Below are 22925 nucleotides of genomic sequence, written 5' to 3' on the forward strand. Positions count from 1 at the left end.
CTATTATGAATATTTTAAAAAAAGTGCTATTTGTACTTTTTACTTTTACTATTTCAATTTCATTCTTTGGATGTGGATATAAACCTGCAACTTATTATGCAAAAGAAGAAATTTCAGGAAAAGTATTTCTAAAAGTTACTATTGATTTAGTAGATCCTCAAAACTCTGTTTTAATTAAAGATGAAATAAATAAGTTATTAATACAAAAATTAGATGCTGATCTTGTGGATAAAGAATCATTAGCAGATACTGTTATGAATGTTGTTGTAAATAGTGTTAGTATGCAATCTTTACAATACGACAAGGCAGGATATAATAAACTATATAGAGCAGTTGTAGTTATTAATGTTTCTTATTTTAAGAAAAGTGATAATAAAAGAAAATCATTTACAGTTGATGGAGATTATAACTTCTCTATAGATAATGGTACTTCAATAAATGACTCTCAAAGATATAATGCTATTCAAAAAGCTTCAGATAAAGCTGTTGAGGAAGTATTATCAAAAATTGCAGTAGCTTCATTTAAAAAATAGATGTTAGTAGATTTTAAAAAAGCAAACTTAGAAGAGTTTTTGAAATATAAAACTCTTTATTATGACAAGATAGATTTTACGATTGTAAAATCTTCTTGGGAAAAACTATCAAAAAAAATAAAACTTCCTTTTGTGATTCATATTGTTGGAACAAATGGCAAAGGAAGCACTGGAAGATTTTTAGCTCATTATTTATATAAAAAAGAATTCAAAGTTTTACATTATAGTTCACCACATATTCTAAAATTTAATGAAAGAATTTGGATAAATGGTTTTGATGTTAGTGATGAAAATTTAGAATTAGCCCATCAGTTTTTACAAAATTTATTTGAAATAGAGTTACTAGAAAAATTAACATATTTTGAATATACAACTTTGTTAGCTTTTTATTTATCAAAAGATTTTGATTATTTAGTTTTAGAAGCTGGTCTTGGTGGAGAATTTGATGCTACAAATGTGGTTCCTAATAATATTTCATTAATTACAACTATTGGACTTGATCATCAAAGTTTTTTAGGGAACACAGTAGAAGAAATAGCAGCTACAAAAATGCGTTCTGTTGATAATAAAATGATTATTGGTTGTCAAGTTTTTCCAGAAGTTGTAAAAACAGCTTATAAAGTAAAAGAACAAATTTTAGAGCAACGAAATAGAAATATAGAAATTATTGAAGTAAAAGATTTTGAGAAATATGCTATAAATGATAAATTTGCTTCATATTTAAAACGAAATTTGCATCTTGTAATAACTTGTTTAAATGAACTGAAAATTCCTATAAATTTAGAACTCTTTGATGATGTTCCACTTTTTGGGAGATGTCAAAAAATAGCTTCAAATATAACTATTGATGTGGGACATAATCCACTGGCTGCCACTGTAATTGCAAAAGAGTTCGAAAATAAGAAGATAACTTTAATATATAATTCTTATGCTGATAAAGATTATTCTGAGGTTTTAAAAATTCTAAAACCAATTATAAAAGAACTTGTGATAATTGAACTAAATGATAAAAGAGTTGTAAAAAAAGATGAGTTAGAAAAAGTTATTAAACAATTAAATATAACAAATATAGAGACAATTAATATAAAAGAAAATGAAGAATATTTGGTTTTCGGTTCATTTTTAGTTGTCGAAAAATTCTTATCTTTGATTGGTTACAATGAATTTTTATGAGAAACAACTAGAAAATCTTTATATTCAAAAAAATAAAATTGAAGATGAAATAGAGCTTTTAAAAGAGAAAATCAAACTTGAAAAAGAAAAAGTAGTTCTAAAAAAAGATTTTACAAAAAATGAAAAAATAGAAATTTTTAAATCTTTATTTGTAGGTCGTTTTGATATTTACGCAAAAAAATGGATTAGTAAAGATGGAAACAAACAAGGTTTTTATCCTGTAACTGCCACTTTTCAAGGTGAAGATTATCTTCCTTTGACAAATAAAGATATTGAAGAGCATTTAAGAGGAAATATTTTTTTAGCCTCTTATTGTATAAATTTACAAAATATTTCTAAATTTATAGTTTTTGAGATTTTAGATGAAGATAAATATAAACTTCAAATAACTCTAAATTCTTTAAATATAAATGCTTATTATGAACTAAATTCTTACAATGGTGTTTTTGTTTGGATTTTTTTGCAAGAAGAACTTCCCTCAAAAATTGTCTTTAATTTTGCTTCATTTATATTAAAAAAAGCAAATATAAGTGCAAAAATTTACCCAAATAAAGAGTTTGCAACAAAAGAGAATTTGGGAAATAGTATTGAACTTCCACTTCATTTAAAACTAAGAGATAAAAATAAAACTGTTTTTATTGATGTAAATACAAATAAAATTTATGAAGACCAGTGGATATTATTAAATAGTGTTCAAAAAGTTTCAAAGCAGATTGTTTATAGTTTTAATGAAAATTCTAATTCTGTAAATTATGAAAAAGATTTTGAAAAGATTAGTTTTCCTATGCAAAATTTGGAAATAATTTTACATGATTTTATTTATATTCCAACATTAAATTTATCAAAATCATTTTTGAATAAATTAAAATCTTTTGCAACCTTTGAAAATCCCCAAATAAAAGTTCTTTTAAATCTTAGAAAACCTTTGTATAACACTCCTAAATATATCAAATCTTTTGATGAAGATGAAAAATATTTGATGCTTCCTAGAGGTTTAAAAGAGAAAATTGTAGATTTTTTTAATTCAAATGCACTTAATTTTACATTTTTGGATAAAAGAAATTTCAAAGAAGTTCAAACTAAAAAAGTTACATTTACATTAAGACCTGAACAGCAAGATGCAATAAAAGAGATAAAAAAAACAGATTTTTCAATTTGTGTAGCACCTCCTGGTTTTGGAAAAACACTTTTAGGTGCTAAGATTTTTGAACAAAGAGCAACTACCACTATAATTGTTGTAAATAAAAATATGCTTTTAAATCAGTGGATTGAAAGGTTTGTGGACTATTTTGGTTATGACAAAAAAGATATTGGATATTTAGGAAAAGGTCAAAATAAATTAAATGGAATAATTGATGTGGCAACAATGCAAAGCCTAAAAAATTCTCCTGAAATAATAAATAATTATTCTTTTGTGATAGTTGATGAATGTCATCATATTCCAGCTATTACTTTTGAGCAAATAATCAAAAATTTCAAAGGTAAATATATTTTAGGTTTAAGTGCAACTCCAAATAGAAAAGATGATTTACAACCGATTTTATATCAACAATTAGGCGAAATTTCTTATGAATATAAGAAAAAAAGAACTCACACAAACAAACTTCAAATCATAAGAACAGATTTTGAAAGTACAGCTGATAACTACGCAACAATAATAAATGAGTTGTGTTTAGACGAAAATAGAAATAATTTAATAATACAGGCTATAAAAGATAATATTCAAAGAAAAATTTTAGTTTTAACCGATAGAATAGAACATATAAATATTTTAGAAAATCTCTTACAAAAAGAGAATTTAGATTATGTTTGTGTTCATGGAAGTTTAAATAAAAAAGAACAAGTTTCTAATATGGCATTGGTAAATACAAAATCATTAATTATTGCAACTACTTCTTATTTTGGTGAGGGAATAGATTTTCCACATTTAAATACGATTATGTTTGTAACTCCAATTTCATACTATGGAAGACTTGTTCAATATCTAGGACGAATAGGTCGAGGGAATCAAGAGTGTTTAGCTGTTGATTTTTTAGATTCTAAAAATGCAATGTTAAACTCAGCTTATAAAAAAAGGCTTGAGGGATACAAACAAATGCATTACAAATAAATTTATAAAGGAATTAAATGTTAGGAATTATTGTTGCAACAACACTTATTACTCTAGTTTTAAATCTAATATTAAAAAAAGTGCAATTACCCACAATTATTGGATATATTTTAACAGGTACAATTATTGCCTACACTTTTAATTTACACTCAGCTGCTGATAATCATGAATTAAAAGAGATTGCAGAGTTTGGAGTAGTTTTTTTAATGTTTACAATAGGTTTAGAATTTTCTTTAAATCATTTAAAAAAAATCAGAAGAGAAGTGTTTTTTACAGGAACTTTACAAATTGTAATAACGACAATTTTTGTATATTTAATTGCAAGATTTGTAATAGGATTTAATACTCAAACGGCGTTAATTATTGGAACAGTTTTATCATTATCTTCAACGGCAATTGTTTTAAAAACTTTTAATGAAACAAAAGAAATAAATAAACCACATGGAAGAAGAGTTTTTGGAATTTTAATCATGCAAGATATTGCAGTTATTCCAATACTTTTAATGATTTCATTTTTTTCTATGACAGAAGAAGGGGCTTTGATTTTTACTATTGGAAAAACTATTTTAGCTGCTATTGTGTTATTGGCTTTATTATATTTTAGTGGTAGATATTTGTTAGAGCCATTTTTAAGATATGTATCAGGTACAAAATCTGATGAATTATTTGTAGCTTCTGTTTTACTTTTAGCTGTTGGGTCTGCTTATTTAGCATATTATTTTGGATTTTCATATTCTTTAGGAGCATTTATTGCAGGAATGATGATTTCAGAAACTAAATTTAAACATCAAGTTGAAGCTGACCTTATTCCTTTTAGAAATATACTTTTAGGTGTGTTTTTTATAACAGTTGGGTTACAGATAAATTTTAAAGTAATTTTTGAATATGCTTGGATTATTGCTATTTTGTTACCTTTAGTTATGGGATTAAAATTTGTAGTAATTTATACTCTCGTAAGATATGAAGATAATAAAAGAGTAGCTTTTAAAACAGCACTTTCTTTGATACAAATAGGTGAATTTTCATTGGCTATTTTAGAACTTGCGCGTAGTCAAAATTTAATTGATATAACATATTCTCAAATATTAATCGTAACAATTGTAATATCAATGATTTTAACACCAATTATTCTAAAAAATCTTTCAAAAGCAACGGCTAGATTAATTCCTGAAGATGTTATGATGATAACAAATACATATAATGTCGCGAAAGATACAGAAAATCATGTTGTTGTTTTAGGATATGGAAGATTTGGTCAGGCAATTGTTGAAGAGTTAAAAACATTTGGTCAAAATTATGTTGTTTTAGAGCATAATGTAAAATTTTATCAAATAGGAAAAGACAAAGGCGAGCCAATAGTTTTTGGAAATGCGGCACAAAGACATATTTTAAATTCAATAAATATCAAAAAAGCATCAGCAGTAATTGTGGCTGTTAATAATCCTGATATTTTACATCTTATTTGTCAAGCAGTTAATGATTTAACGCATAATAGTAAAACAATTGTAACTGTTACAACAGATGAAGAAAGAGAGGCATTAAAAGGTCTGCATTTAAAACATGTTATTGTTGAAACAAAACAAATAGCAAGAGCAGTTGTTGATGAAATAATGTATTGTAGGCTTACATAACTAAAGATTAATTTCTTTAGTTATTTGATTTGATAAACAATAGGAACAGTTATTTCCCAACTGTTTTTATTTAACTCTTTAGGAATTGGTTCAATTGCTTTTATATCAGTTAAAATTTTTAAAGCTGCTTCATCTAATTTATCAAAATCTGAACTTTTACTAATTTTTATATTTGTGATTTGTCCATCTTTTGAAAGAGTAAAAGTTACATAAACTTTTCCTTTTTGATTTAATCTTTTTGCGCTATTTGGATAAACCTTATTTTTTTCAATTTTAGCTCTTAATTGAGATAAATATAAAGCTTCAAGATTTTCTAGTTCATTTGAAATCGGAGTGTTTTCCACTGGTTTAATATTTGGAATAACTTCTTCTTTTGGCTCTTCAACAATCTGTTTTATTGGTTCTTGTATTGGTTTTTTATGTTCACGCTTTTTATCTTCATGTCTTTTTTCTTTTTTAGGTTTGTGAATTTTCTTTTCAACTATCGGCACAGGCTCAACTTCTTTCTCAGGCACAGGCTCACTAACACTTTCTTGAGGAGTTGGCTGTTGTTGTGCTACTTTAATATGATTAATTGAAATTATTCTTTCTTCTTTTTCAGGAATAATTACTGAATCAGCAAAAAGAAAAAAGAAAAAAAATACAGCAAATAGGTATAAAACCATAGTTATAAAAAATGAGTTTAAATATCTAGTCATTTTTTCGTCACTATTGAAACATTTGAAAAATTATGTTTTTTTAATAAATCTAAAACTTGAACAAAAGATTCAAACTTTGTATTTTTATCTGTATTTATATGTATTGGAGTTTCTTTTGATGATAATAAAATTATTCTTTCTACATCTTCTAAGATTTCTACTTTATTTTCAATAAGTATTTCACCATTTTCTTGAATAACTAAAATTATCTCTTTATCTGGTTTTAGATTGTCTGCATTTGAAGCAGTTGGTAAAGATATAGGAATAATACCTTTTGAAATAAAGGTAGATGTTAATAAAACAATTGCTAAAAGTACAAGTAAAACATCAATAAATGGTATTACATTTATTGAATCATATTTCTTCAGTTTCATATAAACTCTCCAAAACTTCGGCGTATCTACTTAAAATATTATAAAATACCATTGAAATAATTGCCACAACTAAACCAACTGCAGTGGCTTTTAAAGCTAAAGCTAAAGATGCCATAATTTTAGCAGCTTCTATGTCACCATTACTCATAGTCATAAATGTAAGCATAATTGCTAACACAGTTCCAAGTAGTCCAATATAAGGAGAATTTGAAGCAATAGTGCCTATAATTGTAAGATGTTTTGTTAATGCAACATCTAAGTGTTTCTTATTTTTATAAGAAGTTATGTTGATTTTTTTATAAAAGAAAATTCTTTCTATAAAAAACCAAACAGCAATAAAACTCATAAAAACAAGAAGTCCTATTACTCCATAGTCAACTGTATGTTTTAGAGTTTCTATATTCATATCCATTTTTGCGATCCTTTTTAGATTTTATAAAGGGAATAATAATACAATATTGATAATAATTATCTTAATTGAAATAGAAAGTTAATATTTTGTTAAAGATTCATTAAAACAAATCATATACAATTGCGATAATTAAAAAAAGGAGCTTTTTTGAAGAAAATTATTATTCCTTCTTTACTTTGTTCTTTACTCTTTTCAAATGAGTTAGATCTTTTGCAAAAAGATAAAAAAGAGTTAAGACAAATAGAAAAAGAAGTTATACAAAAGAAGTACGAGAGTGCAAAAGATGATTGGATTGGAACAATTAATTTAAGTTCAAGTTTGGGTAAAAGCCGTGATTTTACAGTAAGTGAAAATTCAGATATGAATAGAAGTGTTGGGTTGAGTTTAACCCAAAGTATATATGAATCAGGTGGAATAGAATTAGGAATTAAATATGCTAACGAAGAGTTGATTTCAGAAACAATAGCATGGGAAAATGAGAATATTGCGATTTTACAAACTATTTTTGAAACACTTTTAAATATAAAAAAACTAAAGCTTCAAATAGAACAAAGTGATTATGCATTAAAAAATAAAGATATAGAACTTATTTTAAAAAGAATTCAATATGAAGCAGGAAAAGTTGATATTATTGATTTGAATAATGCAATTATGTCAAAAAACAATCAACAAAAAGAGAATATTTCTTTAAAAAATTCTTTAAAAGATAAAGAATATGAACTATCAAAATATACTAGTTTTAAATATGATGAAATAAAAATCATTGATTTTAGAATTATTGATAAAAATAAATTTGTAAAAGATAATTTAAATATTAGATATGAAAACTCAAAAATTAATCTATTTGATACAAGTTATAAACAACTAAAAAGTTCATATTTACCAAAAGTAAGTTTAAGTACAAATGCTACATATAAAAATAATGAAAATCAAGAAAATAATGAGGCCGGAAGTATTGGATTAACTGCTTCAATGCCTTTATTTGATATTACAAAAGATGCAAAACTAGAGAAATCAAAACTGGAAGTATTAAAACAAAAAGTAAATGTAACGGATATACAAAATGAGTTAGTTTATGAATATGAACAAATTTTAGCTCAAATAAATACTTATGAAGAGCAGGGGAAAACTATTGCTAGTAATTTAAAATTATATGATGATTTGATTATGGTTAATAAAAGTTCAAATTCTGCTGGAATGACTTCTGATTTTGATTTAGAAGTTTTACAAAATACAAAAATAATAAATGAATATGATTTACAAATAAATGATATTAATAAAAAACTTCAATACTCAAAACTATACTTTAAAACAAAGGCTGATATTTAATGAATACAAATTTACAAAATGAATTAAATAATTATTCAAATAAAAATTCTTGGAAAAAATATTATTTTATAATTTTTATAATTTTATGTTTAGCTACAGGATTTTATTACTTTTTTATAAATAAAACACAAAAAGTAGAAATTGCTTCATATAATATGAAAAAAGTAACTCGTGGAGATTTGTCTGTAATTGTAAGTGCCACTGGAACTTTAAATCCAACAAATAGTGTTGAAATTGGGGTTGAAGTATCAGGAACATTAAAAGAGATTTATGTTGATTTTAATGATGAAGTTGAAGTAGGGCAACTTTTAGCTGTACTTGATACAAGAAAACTACAATCAGATGTAGATGGACAATTAGCCTCTTTAGCTATTGCAAAAGCTAATTCTAAAGAGAGTGAAGTGAATCTTAGAAATAAAAAAGTAGTTTATGATAGAACTTTAAAGATGTATAACAGTTCAGGTGGAAAATATCCCTCAATAAATGAGCTTGATGATACAAGATTTGCTTATGAAGCTGCTTCTTCATCTTTGGAGGCTTCAAAAGCTAAAGTTCAACAATCTGAATCTACTTTAAAAACATCATTACAAAATTTAGATAAAGCATATGTAAAATCTTCAATCAAAGGAATAGTTTTAAATAGAGCTGTTGAAGTTGGACAAACTTTAGCAGCTACAATGTCTGCTCCAAAATTATTTACTTTGGCAAAAGATTTGACTCAAATGGATTTAATTATAAGTATTGATGAATCAGATGTTTCTGATATAAAAAAAGATTTAGCTGTAACTTTCTCTGTGGATGCTTATCCTAATAGAACTTTTAAAGGAAAAATAAAACAAGTAAGACTAAATCCTGTTACTGTTAATGGAGTTGTTACTTATGAAACAATTGTTGGAGTTGAAAATGAAGAGTTACTTTTAAGACCTGGAATGACAGCAACTGCACAAATTATTACAAAACAAAGTATTGACAAATTAATTATTCCAAATACAGCTTTAAGATTTAAACCAAAAATTCAAACTGAACAAAAAACAAATACGATGAATTTTTCGCAAGGACCTAGACGACCACAAGGTGGAAATGCACCTAAAGAAATGGCTAAAAAAGAGTTTTTACCTATATATATTTTAGAAAATAATCAACCCAAAAAGATTATGGTAAAGGTTTTGGAAACAGATGGAAAATCAACAACTGTTGAATCTAATGATTTAAAAATTGATGATGAGCTAATTGTTTCACAAAAGAGTGATAATGCAAAGTAAAAAAACTATTATTGAATTCAAAAATATAGTTAAAACTTATGGAATTGGGGATGCTAAAACCTATGCTTTAAATGGTGTAAATCTTTCTATAAAAGAAGGAGAATTTGTAGCTATTATGGGAGCTAGTGGAAGTGGAAAATCAACTGCTATGAATATGATAGGATGTTTAGATAAACCAAGTAGCGGGGAATATTTATTTAATGGAATTAATGTAGAAAATTTAAATAGAAATCAAATGGCACTTTTACGAAGAACCTATTTAGGATTTGTTTTTCAAAGTTTTAATCTTTTAGGAAGAACAAGTGCTTTAGAAAATGTTGAACTTCCCTTAGTTTATAGAAAAATTCCATCTAAACAAAGAAAAGAGTTAGCCTTTGAAGCATTAAGTAAAGTAGGGCTTCAAAGTGTCGTTAATAACACTCCTGCTCAACTTTCAGGTGGACAACAACAACGAGTTGCAATTGCAAGAGCTATTGTTTCATCTCCTTTAGTATTATTAGCAGATGAACCAACAGGAAATCTTGATAGTATAAAAAGTATGGAAATTATGAATTTATTAAAACAGTTAAATGAAGATGAAAATATCACCGTAATTATGGTAACACATGAAGAAGAAATGGCATCTTTTGCAAATAGAATTATATATTTTAGAGATGGACATATTGAAGATAGTTTAAAAAAAGGATTTAAATAATGTTAATAAATGCCTTTTTAATAGCTATAAAAGAGATAAAAAGAAATCTTTTAAGATCATTTCTTACAATTCTTGGGATTGTAATTGGGGTTGCATCTGTTATTGCTATGGTAATGATAGGTGATGGAACAACTGAAAATGTAAAACAAAGTATTTCCAAACTTGGAACAAATATGTTGACTCTTAGAGTTGGGCAAGAGAAGCGTGGAGGTCCAAGAGAAGATAATAGTGCAAAACCATTTACTGAAGGTGATATTAGTGCTATAAAAAATGAAGTTCAAAATATAAAAGCAGTTGCAGCAGAAAATTCAACTAAAATAAATATTGTTTATGGAAATAAAAGTATGAGTTCTTCTGTTATTGGAACAAGTAACGATTATTTTATAATCAAGGATTGGGAAGTTACAGATGGAAGAATTTTTGATGAACATGAATTAAGTAATGGAAAATCATCTTGCTTAATAGGTACTTCTATATTAAAACAACTTTTTGGTGAAGAGAACGCAATTGGCGTAAATATAAGACTTAAAAATCTAAGTTGTAATGTAATTGGAATTTTAAAATCAAAAGGGGCAGCGGCTTTTGGAAATGATCAAGATGAAATAATAATAATTCCACTTAAAATGTATCAACAAAAAATCAAGGGAGATAAAGATATTTCATCAATTTTGATTTCAATAACAGATGGAGAATTTATTGAAAATGCAAAAACTGAAATAACATCTTTAATGCAAGAAAGAAGAAGTTTAAGAGTTGATGAACCTGATAATTTTCATATTAGAGATATGCAAGAAACACTTTCAGCAATGACATCAACAACAAAAATGTTAACTTATCTTTTAGGCTCAATTGCAGGAATTTCTTTACTTGTTGGAGGAATTGGAATTATGAATATAATGTTAGTTTCCGTAACTGAGCGAACCAGAGAAATAGGAACAAGACTTGCTATTGGTGCTATGGAAAATGAAGTTTTACTTCAATTTCTAGTTGAAGCTATTGTTTTATCAACTTTGGGTGGAATAATAGGAATAATCTTAGGTTTAGGTATTGGATATGGAACTGTAATTATGATAGATTTACCATTTATCATAAACAATCAAATAATTATGATTTCATTTTTCTTCTCGACACTTATTGGAGTTGTTTTTGGATATTTTCCTGCTAGAAAAGCAGCAAGATTAAATCCTATTGATGCTTTAAGATATGAATAAATTTGAAATAAAATCTTTTCTATTATAGAGAAGATTTTATTTTGATTGAAGGATTTTAAATTTTTGTATTAGATACTCTATTTTTAGATTGTGCGCTAGATTTAAGGCACTATTTCCTAGAAAATCTTCATGTTCTAAATTAGCACCATTATCAATTAGATAATTTATACTATTTAATTTATTATATAAAACTGCATAAATAATTGGAGTAGAATTTATATCATCTATTTCATTCAAATTTACACCACAATTTCTAAGGCATTTTATTACTTTTACATTGTCTTTATAAACAGCATAATTAATTGCTGATAAATTAGGTGAAACCTCTGTACTAATGTTTAGTTGCATTAGTTTTTCTATTGAAGAAATATTTCCTTTGTTTATCGCCCAAAACAAAGCATTTCTTCCTCTAAAATCTTTTGTATTTATATCAATAACTTTGAGTGATAATACTTCTAATAAAGTATCCCACTTATCTTTTGTTATTAAAGTAAAGAAGATTTTATTTAACAGTTGTTCTTCTATGTTGTTATTTAAAAAGATATTATTAGACATTTTAAATCCTTTATATTGATAATCAATATCATAATATAAAGAATCTTAAGTGAAGTTTAAATTTAGTCTATTTGAGGTTTTATTTCTTTTGATTGTTTAAGTTGTTTAGATTTTTTTGGTTGGTAAAGCATATGATGCCAAAGTGCAAAACCACAAAATGCAACACCAGCTACAACATGTACTTTTTTAGCTACGCTATTTTTCATGAACATAGAAGTTACAACAGTAGCACCAAGTGTTGCTGTCATTCCAATTTTTGCAGTTTCTTTTTGAAGTTCTAAATCAAATTTCATCTCGTTGGTTCCTTTTTTTTCTTCGTTCCATTGTTTTTACGGTTTTAGTTACAGTTTTCATAGTTAATACAGCTGTTAATGCTGTTGCTAATAATAATATTGGCATAGTATTCCTTTTGATAATAATTATCACAATTCTATCAAAGAAATCTTAAATAGAACTGATAATTATTATCATATACTATTTTACTTTAACACCTTTTATTGAATTAAACAATAAGCCAATTGTAGTTCCATTATGCAAAACAGCTGTTACTATTGGAGAAAATACTCCAATTGTAGCACCTGCTAGGATACAAGAGTTTATTCCTACTGTTGCATTAAAATTATTGTTAATTAAATTCATAGTTTTATTTGCATACTCTTTTGCTTCAACAACAGCCATAATATCATCTTTTAACAAAGATATATCAGCAGTTGCTTTTGCAATATCAGCACCTCTACTCATAGAAATTCCAACATGAGCTGAGATAAGTGCTGGAGCATCATTTATTCCATCTCCCACAAAAGCTACTTTTTTACCTTTAGCCATAAGTTCTTTTACTATTATTGCTTTATCTTGTGGTAAAAGTTCAGCTTTTACTTCATCAATACCTAACTCATCTGCAATCATTTGAGCTTTTTGTTTTGTATCACCTGTTAACATAATGATATTTTTAACACCTAGTTTTTTAAGTCGTAAAATTGCTGCTTTAGCATTATGTCTTAATTCATCAGCTAATGTAATAGTTCCTAAAAGTTTCCCATCGTAACCTATGTAAAGTAAAGTTCTTCCATCTCTTAGAGAATTTTCAATTTTATCTTTATGTTCAGTAAAATCAATTTTTTCATCATCTTCTAAAAAGTGACGACTTCCAATAATTACAGATTTTTCTTTTACTTCAGTTTTTACTCCATGTGCTACAATAAACTCAACTTCTTCATGGTGCATATGAACAAAACCTCTTTGTTTAGCGGCTTTCACAACAGCTTCTGCAACTGGATGAAAATAGTGTTCTTCTGTTGAAGCTGTAAGATTTAAAAGTTCATCTTCACTCCAGTTATCATCATATGATTCCACACAAATAACTTCAAGTTCTCCACCTGTTAAAGTTCCTGTTTTATCAAATACAAAAGTATCAGCATTACTTAAAGCCTCAATTGATTTTGCACCTTTTATCATAATTCCATTATGACCAGCTTTGGAAATAGTTGATTTAAATGCAACGGGTGTTGCAAGTTTTAAAGCACATGAATAATCAGCTTGTAAAATAGAAGCCACTCGTTCAAAATCTTTTGCAAAAATATATGAAACAGTCGCCAGTCCAAGCGTTACAGGTACTAGTTTATTTGCTAATTTATTTGCTTTTAATTGAACAGATGATTTTTCATTTAAAGAGTTTTCAATGTAGTGTTTTATTCTTTGAGTTGCTGTGTTTGCACCAACATTTTCAGCCCAAATCCTAAATCTTCCCTCTTCAACAATTGTTCCTGAAATTACTCTATCACCTCTATATTTTATTATAGGTTCAGCTTCTCCCGTCATTGAAACTTGGTTTACACTTCCAGTTCCCTCAACAATATGCCCATCAACTGCAATTGTATTTCCAACTCCAACAACTACAATATCGCCAATTTCAATATCTTTACTTTTTACTAAAATTTCAGTGATTTTTCCATCGATTTTCTTTTCTATCCAAGCTTCTTCAACATTTGGTTTTGAAAGTTCTTTTAATAAATCATCACTTTTATGAACAGTTGTTTCTTCAATATATTCACCAAGTTCAAGCATTGCATTTGTAGAGTTTGCAGCTAAATAATCTTTTCTATAAATAGAAATAGCAACAGCTGCACTTTCTAAAACTTTTGAAGTTAATCCCTGTTTTAAAAGCTCTTTTGAACCCTCAATTAATAAAGGAATTGAAGCACCTGTTGTAACTCCTGCTTTTAATAAATCATTTTTAATAAATCTTTCAGCAATCAAAGCACTGCTTGCTCTTATTATTCCATTTAGTGATGGTTCTTCACTTCCAACACAAGAAATACAAACAGCGGCCACTTCATCTTCACAAGATTTTAATAAATCCTCAATAGTAAGAGTATTTAAAATCTCTTCAATTTGTAAACTTATATCTTTATGTAATTCAAAAATAATACTAAAAGCTTTTTTATTTATTCGTACATTTTTTATATCTTTTATTTTTTCAAAATAGTTTTTTAAGATATTTTCATCTATAAATTCATCTTTTAATAAAAAATATTTGTATCTAAATCTTAGATTCGTTTGATGTACTTTAATAAATTTATTCATAATTACTGTTCTTGATTAGCTTGCATTTGAGCTTTTGTATCTTCATATCTTTCTTTTAACTCTTCAATTCCAGCACTAAAAAGTTGACTTCCTTTTCCAAAAGCCTTAAAGATAGTATCTTGAGCATTTTTATTTGTAAGAAGATAAGTAACAGCAGCTCCTAATAATGCTCCTTTTATAAAATCGCCACTAGTAAAAGTACTTTGTGTTGTCATATTTGTTTGTTGTGGATTTTGTAAAGGATTAAAGTTTTGATTAATATACGGATTTTGATTTATATTAACACCTGTTTGATTATTTTTTGGTCTAGAATTCTCAATATTTATATCATATTGACTTGCTTGATTATTATGATTTTGATTATTCATAATCTTCTTCTTCCACTGGACAATTTTCATTTGTTAAATATTTTTGATCAAGTTTTTCTTCAATTACTTCAATTGCATAAATTCCCATCATTCCAATACTTGCAGCTGTAAGAGCTTTAAACAATCCACCTTTTTGACCTAAATAGTTTGCAGTTGCAATCGCACTTCCTGTAACAATAGCACCTTGTGAAGTTCTTTTAATAGTGTCTTTTATAGCATCTTTTTTTGAGATTTCTCTACTTTGTGCTTTTTTATAATTAATTGCACCACTTATAATTGCACTTGCAACTGCACCACTAATTACATGTCCTAATACATTTCTTGGTGCTCCTGTATTAATTGTTAAATCTTTCATAATACTTCATCCTTGCTTTTTTCTTTTTTCTTATCTTCTATACACTCTTTTGTAGCACAAATAGTTTCTTTGATTTCGTTTACATTTTCTTTTGTTTTTTCTAAAGTAGTATTTGCAAACTCTTTTGATTTTTCAAATAATTTTGAAGTTTTTTCTTTTAATTTATCTTTATTTTTAAAAGCAACAACAGCACCGGCACCCACAGCTAATCCTAATATAAATGGTAAAGGCATTTTCTACTCCTCTTCTTCTTGTTCTTCAGTAAGATTCTTTTTTGAAAGGTAATTATTTAAAAGTGCAATTGTTGCAGCTCCTAAAACAGCACCACTAACCATAGATAGATTTAATTTAGAAAAAATATTAGAGATTGAACTTTCATCAATATTTCCACTCATAATATCATCTAATATAACTTGATATTCTCCAAGTTTTTCCATAATATTTTCTGGATTAATATTTGTATTATTTCCATTATTATAATGAGTCAAAACACAATTTCTAAAAGCTGGTAAATGATTATTAAAAGATGCTGCTTGAAGTCTATAAAGAGTATCTTTTATGTCATTTTCAACTGCAAATCCAAGTAAATTATTGTACATTGCAATATTATTTATTTCACCTGCAACTCCCAATTCACAACACTCTATTAAAGTATTTGGGATTTCTATTTTTGAAGCCCAATCGTTTAGTGGAACTTCAACACCATATTTTTCCATCAATTTTATAAGTGCAGCATAATGAACAGCTTCTGCTTCTTTTATATTTACAAAAGGTTGAACTAAACCAAATTTTTCAATTATTTTTGTGTAAGTTTCATAAGCTTTAAATTCATCATAAACAGCAATTCTTAAAATCTGAGAAGTTATGGGAATTTGACTATTTACATCAATTCGAGCAGATATTAATAGTGCTTCGTCGGTATTTGTTTCCAAATTTGTTTCCAATTAAATAACCTCCTTTGCAAGTCTATTTATTAATATAGATAACTCATCTATATTTTCATTTTTAACTAAATCTTCCCAATGAGTTGGTTTGAATATAGTTGGTTCGTAAATGATTGTAATAGATGCAATAATTTTATTTATTTTAATACTAATTATTCCATCTATTTTATTTGGTAAATTCTCAATATCACTGATAGTTATATTTCCACCTGAATCTTTTATTTTAGGATTTACTCTAACTCTTAATCTTCCAGGTGTGTGGGCGATAATTGAAAAAAAACTAGCAATTTTTATAATATCTTCTGTACTAATCAAAATAATCCTTTCATTGTTAGTATTTTTTCTTAAGTACTCTTAAGTTTAACTTATTATAAATTAAAAATCATTATCATTCTTCTATTATTGGCAAGTTTCACAAATTCCATAAATAGTCATAACATGTTCTTTTAAGATAAAATTATTTTTTTCTGCAATAGAGATTTGTTTTAGTTCTATTACATCATCTGAAAACTCTATAATAATTCCACAAGAAGTACAAATAAGATGGTCATGATGTTCTGCAATATTTAGTTCATATCTAATAACACCATCTCCAATATCTAATTGATTTATAAGTTTTATATCATGGAAAAATTTCATAGCACGATAGACAGTTGCGATTCCAATTGATACATTATAATTTTGTTTGATTTTATTTGAAATTTCATCAGCTGTTAAATGTTCTTTTGAAAAGTATAAAATTTTTAATATATAATCTTTTTGAATTGAGTTTTTTAAACCTATCTTTGATACATTGTTTCTAAAATTTCTTAAAAAAATATCAAATGATATTTCTTGATTATTTTCTATATTAATTTCCATTAGTTAAAACCTTTTATGAAGATAAATATAACACTTAAAAATAAGGTAAAACCATATAATTTCCATAGATTATTATGTATTTTAACATTTTTTTTGTATAACGATGAATTTGTAATGTCTATTTGATTAAATAATTGTTTCAAAATAACTCCTTTTATAAAGGTAGATATTAACATTTATTATCTTAAAGAATATTGATTGTAATTATCATTTTAAATCTAAATTAAGTAATTTATACATATAATCAAAAAAAATAAAAAGGATTTTTATGTTAAATGTTACACTTTTAACAGCTGTTGCAAAAAGTGCCTTAGTTGGAGCGGTTGCTACAAAAATAGTAGATACTTTAATCTCTTCAAAAATAAATAATAAAATAGAACAAAATAAATGGCTTAGAAATACAAAAGTAGAATTATTTTCAAAATTAACAGAAGATATATTATCAACTGATTCTACAAATATTACTCTTCAATTAAGAGAAATAAGAAAAACATCAGCAAAAATCATCTTACTTATAAATGATAGAAAATTAAGTGATAAAATTGAAAACTACACAAATACTTTGATAAAATTTAATGATAATGAACGAGTTGAAAAAAGTGCTTTAAGTTTAGTAAATAAAGATATGATTTCTTTTTTGAGTAGAAATATAAAATTATAAAAAATAGTTTTGATATAAATCATTGTTTAGATAAATTTTATCAAATATACTTCCTTTGAATTTTTTAAAAGGAAGTACAATGTTTGGTTGGTTATTTAAAAGCAAAGAGAAAAAAAAAGTTGTTCGTTTAAGAACTTTTGTATGTAAACATTGTAAATATACTTGCGAGGGATGTGATACAAGATTTTGTTATGCTTGTTATTCAAATCCTGGAAACCCTTGCCCTAAATGTGGAAAAACCAACCTTCAGGAAAAGGAGAAAGCCTAAGTTTTCTTAATTCCAGTCTAAAAGTCTTTTTTCACCCTCAAGAGCTCTAATTTCACTAACATCTTGAGACATTTCAATTACACCTTTATAATTTCTTTCTTCATCTCTAATTGCAAAATATCTAATATGAATAAATTTACCTTTAAATTGAATCCAAAACTCAGCTGTGTCTTGTCGTCCTGCTTTAAACTCTTCAAGAATTTTTAAAACTTGATCAACACTTTTTGGCGGATGACAAAACTTAACTTCTCTTCCAATAATCCCAGCACTTCTTGGGAAAACTCTTTCATCACCTCTATTATAAAAAACAACTTTGTCATTTTCATCAACATAAGTAATATCAACAGGTAGAAATTTAAATATAAAATTAACTTGTTCCATAGTTAAATATCCCTCATCAAAGTGAGTTCTATCTTCAAGTGAAAAAGATAATTTTCTTTTTTTCGTATCTAAACTTGGGTGAATATACTCTTCTTCTTTAATTTCAGGGTATCTAACAGGTGGTGTTGCAAACATCCAACCAATTTCACAATCACCTTCATACATCTCTTTCCAGTCATCTTCATTTAATAAATTCATAGCATTTGGTAAAAGTCTATTTTCTTCTACTGACATCAATTGAGATAAGCTATTAAATACAACAATTAAAGAATTTAATATGTTTTCAAAATCTTTATCTTCGATTTTTTTTCTTACACTTTTTATTTCAGCTCTAATTTGGTCATGAAAAGCCCACATACCTTGGCTAGGACTTGTCCAACCATATTTTTCAAGATATGGAAAAAGTTGATTCTCTTTTCTTGCAAAGTGTTTTTCAACTTGACTTAGTTGGTTGAAAAGATTGAAAAATAGTTGAAAATCCGTATTTATATCTACTTTAAAAAGCTCTTCAAAAAGTTGTTTTATTAAGATGTTTTCTTCAAGATAAACTCTTACAGGGTGACCTTGTGGAAAGTTGTTTATATTATTAGTTAAGTTATCCATTTTGTTTATTCCTTTTTATTTATGAGAAATATAGCAAATTGATGTATATTAACAATGATATTAATCAAGATGTTAATAATTCAATAACTATTAAGATAATATATATAATAATGATAACCTATATCAAAATTAGGAAAAAAGTATGGATTATAGAATTGAAAAAGATACTATGGGTGAAATTAATGTTCCAAATAACAAATATTGGGGCGCTCAAACCCAAAGAAGTTTGGAAAATTTTCCAATTGGTGATGAAAAAATGCCAAAAAAAATCATTGAAGGTTTTGCCTATTTAAAAAAAGCTTGTGCAATTGTAAATAAAAATTTAAATAAATTAGATGAGTCTAAAACAGACGCTATTTGTGTGGCTTGTGATGAGGTTATTAAAGGAAAATTATATGATGAATTTCCTTTAGTTGTTTGGCAAACAGGTTCAGGAACTCAATCAAATATGAATATAAATGAAGTTATATCTTCAAGAGCAAGTGAGATTTTAGGAAAAGATTTTAGAGTTGAGAAAATCATACATCCAAATGATGATGTAAACAAAGGTCAAAGTTCAAACGATACTTTTCCAACAGCTATGAGAATAGCCTTTGTTTTAGATATTCAAGAAAGATTAATTCCTGCAATAAATGTATTAAAAATAACCTTTGAAAATAAATCAAAAGAGTTTGAAAATATTGTAAAAATAGGAAGAACACATCTTCAAGATGCAACTCCACTTACTCTAGGGCAAGAAATTTCAGCTTATGTTGATATGTTAGATAAAGCTTTAAATCAAATAGATGATGCCATGAAATATCTTGTTGAATTGGCAATTGGCGGAACTGCTGTTGGAACTGGATTAAATTCTCATCCTGATTTTTCACCTATGGTTTGTGAAGTATTAAATACTTTAACAAATACAAAATATGCTTTTAAATCTCATCCAAATAAATTTCATGCGCTCACAGCCCATGATGCAGAAGTTGTTTTAAGTGGAGTTTTAACAGCACTTGCTTCAAATCTAATGAAAATTGCAAATGATATAAGATGGCTTTCAAGCGGTCCTAGATGTGGAATTGGTGAGCTTAATATTCCTGAAAATGAACCAGGAAGCTCAATAATGCCAGGAAAAGTAAATCCAACTCAAAGTGAAGCCATGACAATGGTTGCTGTTCAAGTTATGGGAAATAATACAACAGTTTCAGTAGCTGCATCTCAGGGAAATTTTGAATTAAATGTATTTAAACCTGTGATTGCTTTAAATATTTTACAATCAATTAGACTTTTAAGTGACACGATGTTGGCTTTTAACGATAATTGTGCAGTGGGAATAAAGCCAAATTTGGAAAATATAAATAAATATCTAAATGATTCATTGATGTTAGTAACTGCATTGAATCCATATATTGGATACGAAAAAGCAGCACTTATTGCAAAAACAGCACATAAAAATGGTACAACACTTAAACAAGAAGCGGTTAATCTTGGGATTTTAAGCCAAGAAGAGTTTTATTCTTATGTAAAACCAGAAGAGATGATAGCAGCAAAAGCATAATTTATAATTTGGAGAAATGATTGAAAGAGTTAGAAAAATATTTTTTACTTGATGAGTTTGAAGAGGGTTGGGGGAATGGATGATGAGTTTATTTGTGAAGAACAATTATTTGATTATTGTGTGGAAGTTTTGTTTATTCCTGATGAAAAAATAGATGAATTAAACATGAAAAATGATGAACTGGAAATTGTTCTAAAAGATTTAGAACTTGAAGATATGCATGAAGATTGGTATGTAAATCTTGTAAAAAACTCTAAAGAAAGCTAAAAAAGATAATAAGAAGAAGAATCGTTTTAGTTGATTCTTCTTTTTTAAAATAGTGTTAGAAATTAATTCTAGCACCTGCAAAATAATAAGCACCTACATTTGTTCCTAACTCTTCTTCAATTTTTGTATCAAAAATATTATCAATTCCTGTATATAAAGTCAAAGTTTTATTTACATCATATTTTACTCCAACATCAACAAGTGTATAATCATCTGTTGTTGCCGTATTTTGAGTATCTGAGTATTGTTCACCTAAATATCTAAGTGATAAATTTGTTGCAACATTTGATAGAATTTTGTAATTAAATCCTAAAGATGCAGATAAATCAGGTGTAAATATCAACTCTTTATTTGTACTTTTATCCTCTGTATCAAGATATGTTAGATTGAAATTTAAATCAGCATTATCATTAAGTGTATAATCAAGATTTAACTCAACACCTTTTATATCAACTTTATCTAAATTTTCAGAAGTATAATATTTTGCATTTCCAGAACCATAAGATACAAGCTCGATTTTATCATCTATTTTTGTGTTAAATAAAACAATTTCTGAGAAAAGTTTATCCATTCTATTAGATAGTGCTATTTCAAAAGTTTGTGATTGTTCAGGTTTTAATTCATAAGCACTTGTTTTAGGTCCAAAAATAACATCTGAACCAAATCTTTTTCCATCTTTGTATGATGGTGAAACCACATATAATTCTGCAATATCAGGAGCTCTATATCCTTGTGCATAATTTGCTCTAAGATTTGTGTTTTCTGTTAGTTTTTGCACAAGTCCTGTTTGAATAGTTGCTTTATTATCGGCGTTTGAAATTTTGTCATATCTAGCTCCCATAGTTGCATTTAAACTATTTGTTAGTGCTATTTCATCTTGAATAAAAAGTGATTTATACTGTACTCTTTTAGTAATAAAATCACTTGAACTTGCAATTGGATTTATAGCACTTGAATCTCTTGTTTCTTCTCTAAATTCAAGACCTGTTGTAATAATATTTGAATCATTTAAAACATAAGTTAAATTTGATTCAATAGTATCAATTGTCACATTTGCACTGAATTTTGTACTAATTGGACCTGCAAAATTTATAGGTGTAGTTTCATTCCTTTTTTTATAGTATGAACGGTAAACTTTAGTTTGTCCTGATAAATCATCATTTATTTGATATTTTAAATCACTTGAAACATCAAATCTTCTATTATTATCTTCTGAATTTACAGGTGTGTTTTTGATTAATCCACCACCAGAAAAAGCAGCACTTCCTATATAAGTTCCTTCTCTATTTTCGTCTAAATAATTTAAATCAAAACCTAAAGATACATTATCATTTAGATTTTTTTCAATTCTAGTTCCTACATTTTTTACATTTGCATCATCACTAAATGTTACTTTGTTTGTTCCACTAATATTATTTTGTGGATTTGCTACTAATACTGCACCCGTTGTTGGATTTGTGGCAACTTGTGTATAACTTTTATTTTTTGAATATGAACTTGTATCAATGATTGAGCCAAAAAGTTTATATTTTATATCTTCTTTTGTTCCCGATGTTGTGAAGTTTACATTTTTTTCTTTTGCTTCACCATGACCATTTTGTCCATATTTTACATCAAGAGTTGAGCTGTTTTTATCAACTTTTTTAGTAATTATGTTTATTACTCCACCAATTGCATCTGAACCATAAAGCGTAGACATAGAACCTTTTACTATTTCAATTCGCTCAATCATAGATGCTGGAATTCTATTTAATTCATAAGGACCTTCAGTTTCTCCTGATAATCTTTTCCCATCAATTAAAATCAGTGTTCCATTTGCTCCCGCACCTCTTATTGAAACAGAAGCTTTTGAAGCTGAACTTGGGTGTGGAAATCTTCCAAATTGGGCATTTATTGATGGAATTTTTTCAAATACATCTTTTAAAGTTGATGCTGAAATTTTTTCAATATCTTTTTGTGTTATAACAATAACAGAAGCACTCACCCCGTCTATATTTTTTTCAGTTTTTGTGGCAGTTGTTACAGTAACATCTTCTAAAGCCGTATTTGCGAAACTATTTTGAATTAAAACAAAACTCGTGATTGTTGAAAGCAAGACTAATTTTTTCATTT

The 22925-nt window shown here is 26.9% G+C and carries 26 protein-coding genes; 12 read left to right on the forward strand and 14 right to left on the reverse strand.

Annotated features, from left to right (window positions below; all coding sequences use genetic code 11):
- Nucleotides 1-5 precede the first annotated feature (5 nt).
- The 4 genes from lptE to B0174_RS02055 are packed head-to-tail and all read left to right on the forward strand — an operon-like array spanning nucleotide 6 to nucleotide 5447.
- A complete protein-coding gene (gene lptE / locus B0174_RS02040; RefSeq protein WP_108557979.1) occupies nucleotides 6-533 on the forward strand; it encodes an LPS assembly lipoprotein LptE in 528 nt (175 codons plus the stop codon).
- Nucleotides 534-1706 (forward strand): bifunctional folylpolyglutamate synthase/dihydrofolate synthase, encoded by a 1173-nt coding sequence (locus B0174_RS02045; protein ID WP_108557980.1) that lies wholly within the window; start codon nucleotides 534-536, stop codon nucleotides 1704-1706.
- Nucleotides 1693-3816 carry a DEAD/DEAH box helicase gene (locus B0174_RS02050; RefSeq protein ID WP_108557981.1) on the forward strand — a complete coding sequence of 708 codons (2124 nt, stop codon included), beginning with the start codon at nucleotides 1693-1695 and terminating at the stop codon, nucleotides 3814-3816. Before B0174_RS02045 ends, B0174_RS02050 begins: the two co-directional genes overlap by 14 nt.
- A gap of 17 nt (nucleotides 3817-3833) precedes the next feature.
- Nucleotides 3834-5447, forward strand: coding sequence for a cation:proton antiporter (locus B0174_RS02055; protein ID WP_108557982.1), 1614 nt, complete (start codon nucleotides 3834-3836; stop codon nucleotides 5445-5447).
- A gap of 20 nt (nucleotides 5448-5467) precedes the next feature.
- Here the strand turns inward: B0174_RS02055 and B0174_RS02060 are convergent, their stop codons facing one another.
- The 3 genes from B0174_RS02060 to exbB are packed head-to-tail and all read right to left on the reverse strand — an operon-like array spanning nucleotide 5468 to nucleotide 6925.
- On the reverse strand, nucleotides 5468-6145 hold the full coding sequence (locus B0174_RS02060; protein WP_108557983.1) for an energy transducer TonB: 678 nt from the start codon (nucleotides 6143-6145) through the stop codon (nucleotides 5468-5470).
- A complete protein-coding gene (locus tag B0174_RS02065; RefSeq protein WP_108557984.1) occupies nucleotides 6142-6519 on the reverse strand; it encodes a biopolymer transporter ExbD in 378 nt (125 codons plus the stop codon). The genes B0174_RS02060 and B0174_RS02065 overlap by 4 nt, the downstream gene beginning before the upstream one ends.
- Entirely contained in the window at nucleotides 6500-6925 is a 426-nt protein-coding gene (gene exbB / locus B0174_RS02070; RefSeq protein WP_407641245.1) for a TonB-system energizer ExbB, read from the reverse strand. The genes B0174_RS02065 and exbB overlap by 20 nt, the downstream gene beginning before the upstream one ends.
- Before the next feature lie 153 nt (nucleotides 6926-7078).
- Between exbB and B0174_RS02075 the strand changes: the two genes are divergently transcribed.
- From B0174_RS02075 to B0174_RS02090, 4 genes are read left to right on the forward strand one after another with little or no spacing between them, the layout of a single operon-like run.
- On the forward strand, nucleotides 7079-8260 hold the full coding sequence (locus B0174_RS02075) for a TolC family protein (protein ID WP_108557986.1): 1182 nt from the start codon (nucleotides 7079-7081) through the stop codon (nucleotides 8258-8260).
- Entirely contained in the window at nucleotides 8260-9522 is a 1263-nt protein-coding gene (locus B0174_RS02080) for an efflux RND transporter periplasmic adaptor subunit (protein WP_108557987.1), read from the forward strand. The genes B0174_RS02075 and B0174_RS02080 overlap by 1 nt, the downstream gene beginning before the upstream one ends.
- Nucleotides 9512-10216 carry an ABC transporter ATP-binding protein gene (locus B0174_RS02085; protein ID WP_322873855.1) on the forward strand — a complete coding sequence of 235 codons (705 nt, stop codon included), beginning with the start codon at nucleotides 9512-9514 and terminating at the stop codon, nucleotides 10214-10216. The genes B0174_RS02080 and B0174_RS02085 overlap by 11 nt, the downstream gene beginning before the upstream one ends.
- Nucleotides 10216-11427, forward strand: coding sequence for an ABC transporter permease (locus B0174_RS02090; RefSeq protein WP_108557988.1), 1212 nt, complete (start codon nucleotides 10216-10218; stop codon nucleotides 11425-11427). Before B0174_RS02085 ends, B0174_RS02090 begins: the two co-directional genes overlap by 1 nt.
- 36 nt (nucleotides 11428-11463) lie before the next feature.
- Here the strand turns inward: B0174_RS02090 and B0174_RS02095 are convergent, their stop codons facing one another.
- The 9 genes from B0174_RS02095 to B0174_RS02135 form a co-directional block, all read right to left on the reverse strand.
- Nucleotides 11464-11982: an ankyrin repeat domain-containing protein gene (locus B0174_RS02095; protein WP_108557989.1), complete on the reverse strand. Its 519-nt coding sequence runs from the start codon at nucleotides 11980-11982 to the stop codon at nucleotides 11464-11466.
- A gap of 62 nt (nucleotides 11983-12044) precedes the next feature.
- Nucleotides 12045-12275: a hypothetical protein gene (locus tag B0174_RS02100; protein ID WP_108557990.1), complete on the reverse strand. Its 231-nt coding sequence runs from the start codon at nucleotides 12273-12275 to the stop codon at nucleotides 12045-12047.
- 181 nt (nucleotides 12276-12456) lie between these two features.
- Nucleotides 12457-14565 (reverse strand): heavy metal translocating P-type ATPase, encoded by a 2109-nt coding sequence (locus tag B0174_RS02105; protein ID WP_165790378.1) that lies wholly within the window; start codon nucleotides 14563-14565, stop codon nucleotides 12457-12459.
- Between the two features lie 2 nt (nucleotides 14566-14567).
- On the reverse strand, nucleotides 14568-14933 hold the full coding sequence (locus B0174_RS02110; protein ID WP_108557992.1) for a hypothetical protein: 366 nt from the start codon (nucleotides 14931-14933) through the stop codon (nucleotides 14568-14570).
- The gene (locus tag B0174_RS02115) at nucleotides 14926-15288 is read right to left on the reverse strand and encodes a hypothetical protein (RefSeq protein ID WP_108557993.1); all 363 of its coding nucleotides are present in this window, start codon (nucleotides 15286-15288) and stop codon (nucleotides 14926-14928) included. The genes B0174_RS02110 and B0174_RS02115 overlap by 8 nt, the downstream gene beginning before the upstream one ends.
- Nucleotides 15285-15521: a YtxH domain-containing protein gene (locus B0174_RS02120; RefSeq protein ID WP_108557994.1), complete on the reverse strand. Its 237-nt coding sequence runs from the start codon at nucleotides 15519-15521 to the stop codon at nucleotides 15285-15287. The genes B0174_RS02115 and B0174_RS02120 overlap by 4 nt, the downstream gene beginning before the upstream one ends.
- A gap of 3 nt (nucleotides 15522-15524) precedes the next feature.
- Nucleotides 15525-16232 (reverse strand): ferritin-like domain-containing protein, encoded by a 708-nt coding sequence (locus B0174_RS02125; protein ID WP_228156395.1) that lies wholly within the window; start codon nucleotides 16230-16232, stop codon nucleotides 15525-15527.
- Nucleotides 16233-16547 carry a hypothetical protein gene (locus B0174_RS02130; protein WP_108557995.1) on the reverse strand — a complete coding sequence of 105 codons (315 nt, stop codon included), beginning with the start codon at nucleotides 16545-16547 and terminating at the stop codon, nucleotides 16233-16235.
- Between the two features lie 84 nt (nucleotides 16548-16631).
- Nucleotides 16632-17093 carry a Fur family transcriptional regulator gene (locus B0174_RS02135; RefSeq protein WP_228156396.1) on the reverse strand — a complete coding sequence of 154 codons (462 nt, stop codon included), beginning with the start codon at nucleotides 17091-17093 and terminating at the stop codon, nucleotides 16632-16634.
- 268 nt (nucleotides 17094-17361) lie between these two features.
- Here B0174_RS02135 and B0174_RS02140 point away from each other — a divergent pair, with 268 nt between their 5' ends.
- Together B0174_RS02140 and B0174_RS02145 are read left to right on the forward strand one after the other, a co-directional pair.
- Nucleotides 17362-17754 carry a hypothetical protein gene (locus B0174_RS02140; protein ID WP_108557996.1) on the forward strand — a complete coding sequence of 131 codons (393 nt, stop codon included), beginning with the start codon at nucleotides 17362-17364 and terminating at the stop codon, nucleotides 17752-17754.
- 79 nt (nucleotides 17755-17833) lie between these two features.
- On the forward strand, nucleotides 17834-18022 hold the full coding sequence (locus tag B0174_RS02145; RefSeq protein WP_108557997.1) for a hypothetical protein: 189 nt from the start codon (nucleotides 17834-17836) through the stop codon (nucleotides 18020-18022).
- A 6-nt stretch (nucleotides 18023-18028) separates the two neighbouring features.
- Here B0174_RS02145 and B0174_RS02150 read toward each other — a convergent pair whose 3' ends face one another.
- On the reverse strand, nucleotides 18029-19006 hold the full coding sequence (locus B0174_RS02150; protein ID WP_165790379.1) for a DUF438 domain-containing protein: 978 nt from the start codon (nucleotides 19004-19006) through the stop codon (nucleotides 18029-18031).
- Nucleotides 19007-19148: 142 nt separating this feature from the next.
- Between B0174_RS02150 and fumC the strand changes: the two genes are divergently transcribed.
- Both fumC and B0174_RS02160 read left to right on the forward strand, forming a co-directional pair.
- Nucleotides 19149-20546 (forward strand): class II fumarate hydratase, encoded by a 1398-nt coding sequence (gene fumC, locus B0174_RS02155; RefSeq protein WP_108557998.1) that lies wholly within the window; start codon nucleotides 19149-19151, stop codon nucleotides 20544-20546.
- Nucleotides 20547-20621: 75 nt separating this feature from the next.
- Complete coding sequence (locus tag B0174_RS02160; RefSeq protein WP_205663483.1) at nucleotides 20622-20813, forward strand: hypothetical protein; 192 nt, start codon at nucleotides 20622-20624, stop codon at nucleotides 20811-20813.
- Nucleotides 20814-20868: 55 nt separating this feature from the next.
- Here the strand turns inward: B0174_RS02160 and B0174_RS02165 are convergent, their stop codons facing one another.
- Nucleotides 20869-22923 (reverse strand): TonB-dependent receptor plug domain-containing protein, encoded by a 2055-nt coding sequence (locus B0174_RS02165; RefSeq protein WP_108557999.1) that lies wholly within the window; start codon nucleotides 22921-22923, stop codon nucleotides 20869-20871.
- Between the last annotated feature and the right edge of the window lie 2 nt (nucleotides 22924-22925).

It is taken from the genome of Arcobacter caeni (assembly GCF_003063245.1).
In the GTDB taxonomy this organism is placed as follows: Bacteria; Campylobacterota; Campylobacteria; order Campylobacterales; family Arcobacteraceae; genus Aliarcobacter; species Aliarcobacter caeni.

What these genes read in the sequence shown, in the direction of transcription:
- lptE (WP_108557979.1), top strand. Translation starts at nt 6, where the DNA reads ATGAATATTTTAAAAAAAGTGCTATTTGTACTTTTTACTTTTACTATT.
- B0174_RS02045 (WP_108557980.1), top strand. Translation starts at nt 534, where the DNA reads ATGTTAGTAGATTTTAAAAAAGCAAACTTAGAAGAGTTTTTGAAATAT.
- B0174_RS02050 (WP_108557981.1), top strand. Translation starts at nt 1,693, where the DNA reads ATGAATTTTTATGAGAAACAACTAGAAAATCTTTATATTCAAAAAAAT.
- B0174_RS02055 (WP_108557982.1), top strand. Translation starts at nt 3,834, where the DNA reads ATGTTAGGAATTATTGTTGCAACAACACTTATTACTCTAGTTTTAAAT.
- B0174_RS02060 (WP_108557983.1), bottom strand. Translation starts at nt 6,145, where the DNA reads ATGACTAGATATTTAAACTCATTTTTTATAACTATGGTTTTATACCTA.
- B0174_RS02065 (WP_108557984.1), bottom strand. Translation starts at nt 6,519, where the DNA reads ATGAAACTGAAGAAATATGATTCAATAAATGTAATACCATTTATTGAT.
- exbB (WP_407641245.1), bottom strand. Translation starts at nt 6,925, where the DNA reads ATGAATATAGAAACTCTAAAACATACAGTTGACTATGGAGTAATAGGA.
- B0174_RS02080 (WP_108557987.1), top strand. Translation starts at nt 8,260, where the DNA reads ATGAATACAAATTTACAAAATGAATTAAATAATTATTCAAATAAAAAT.
- B0174_RS02085 (WP_322873855.1), top strand. Translation starts at nt 9,512, where the DNA reads ATGCAAAGTAAAAAAACTATTATTGAATTCAAAAATATAGTTAAAACT.
- B0174_RS02090 (WP_108557988.1), top strand. Translation starts at nt 10,216, where the DNA reads ATGTTAATAAATGCCTTTTTAATAGCTATAAAAGAGATAAAAAGAAAT.
- B0174_RS02095 (WP_108557989.1), bottom strand. Translation starts at nt 11,982, where the DNA reads ATGTCTAATAATATCTTTTTAAATAACAACATAGAAGAACAACTGTTA.
- B0174_RS02100 (WP_108557990.1), bottom strand. Translation starts at nt 12,275, where the DNA reads ATGAAATTTGATTTAGAACTTCAAAAAGAAACTGCAAAAATTGGAATG.
- B0174_RS02105 (WP_165790378.1), bottom strand. Translation starts at nt 14,565, where the DNA reads ATGAATAAATTTATTAAAGTACATCAAACGAATCTAAGATTTAGATAC.
- B0174_RS02110 (WP_108557992.1), bottom strand. Translation starts at nt 14,933, where the DNA reads ATGAATAATCAAAATCATAATAATCAAGCAAGTCAATATGATATAAAT.
- B0174_RS02115 (WP_108557993.1), bottom strand. Translation starts at nt 15,288, where the DNA reads ATGAAAGATTTAACAATTAATACAGGAGCACCAAGAAATGTATTAGGA.
- B0174_RS02120 (WP_108557994.1), bottom strand. Translation starts at nt 15,521, where the DNA reads ATGCCTTTACCATTTATATTAGGATTAGCTGTGGGTGCCGGTGCTGTT.
- B0174_RS02135 (WP_228156396.1), bottom strand. Translation starts at nt 17,093, where the DNA reads ATGGAAATTAATATAGAAAATAATCAAGAAATATCATTTGATATTTTT.
- B0174_RS02140 (WP_108557996.1), top strand. Translation starts at nt 17,362, where the DNA reads ATGTTAAATGTTACACTTTTAACAGCTGTTGCAAAAAGTGCCTTAGTT.
- B0174_RS02145 (WP_108557997.1), top strand. Translation starts at nt 17,834, where the DNA reads ATGTTTGGTTGGTTATTTAAAAGCAAAGAGAAAAAAAAAGTTGTTCGT.
- B0174_RS02150 (WP_165790379.1), bottom strand. Translation starts at nt 19,006, where the DNA reads ATGGATAACTTAACTAATAATATAAACAACTTTCCACAAGGTCACCCT.
- fumC (WP_108557998.1), top strand. Translation starts at nt 19,149, where the DNA reads ATGGATTATAGAATTGAAAAAGATACTATGGGTGAAATTAATGTTCCA.
- B0174_RS02160 (WP_205663483.1), top strand. Translation starts at nt 20,622, where the DNA reads ATGGATGATGAGTTTATTTGTGAAGAACAATTATTTGATTATTGTGTG.
- B0174_RS02165 (WP_108557999.1), bottom strand. Translation starts at nt 22,923, where the DNA reads ATGAAAAAATTAGTCTTGCTTTCAACAATCACGAGTTTTGTTTTAATT.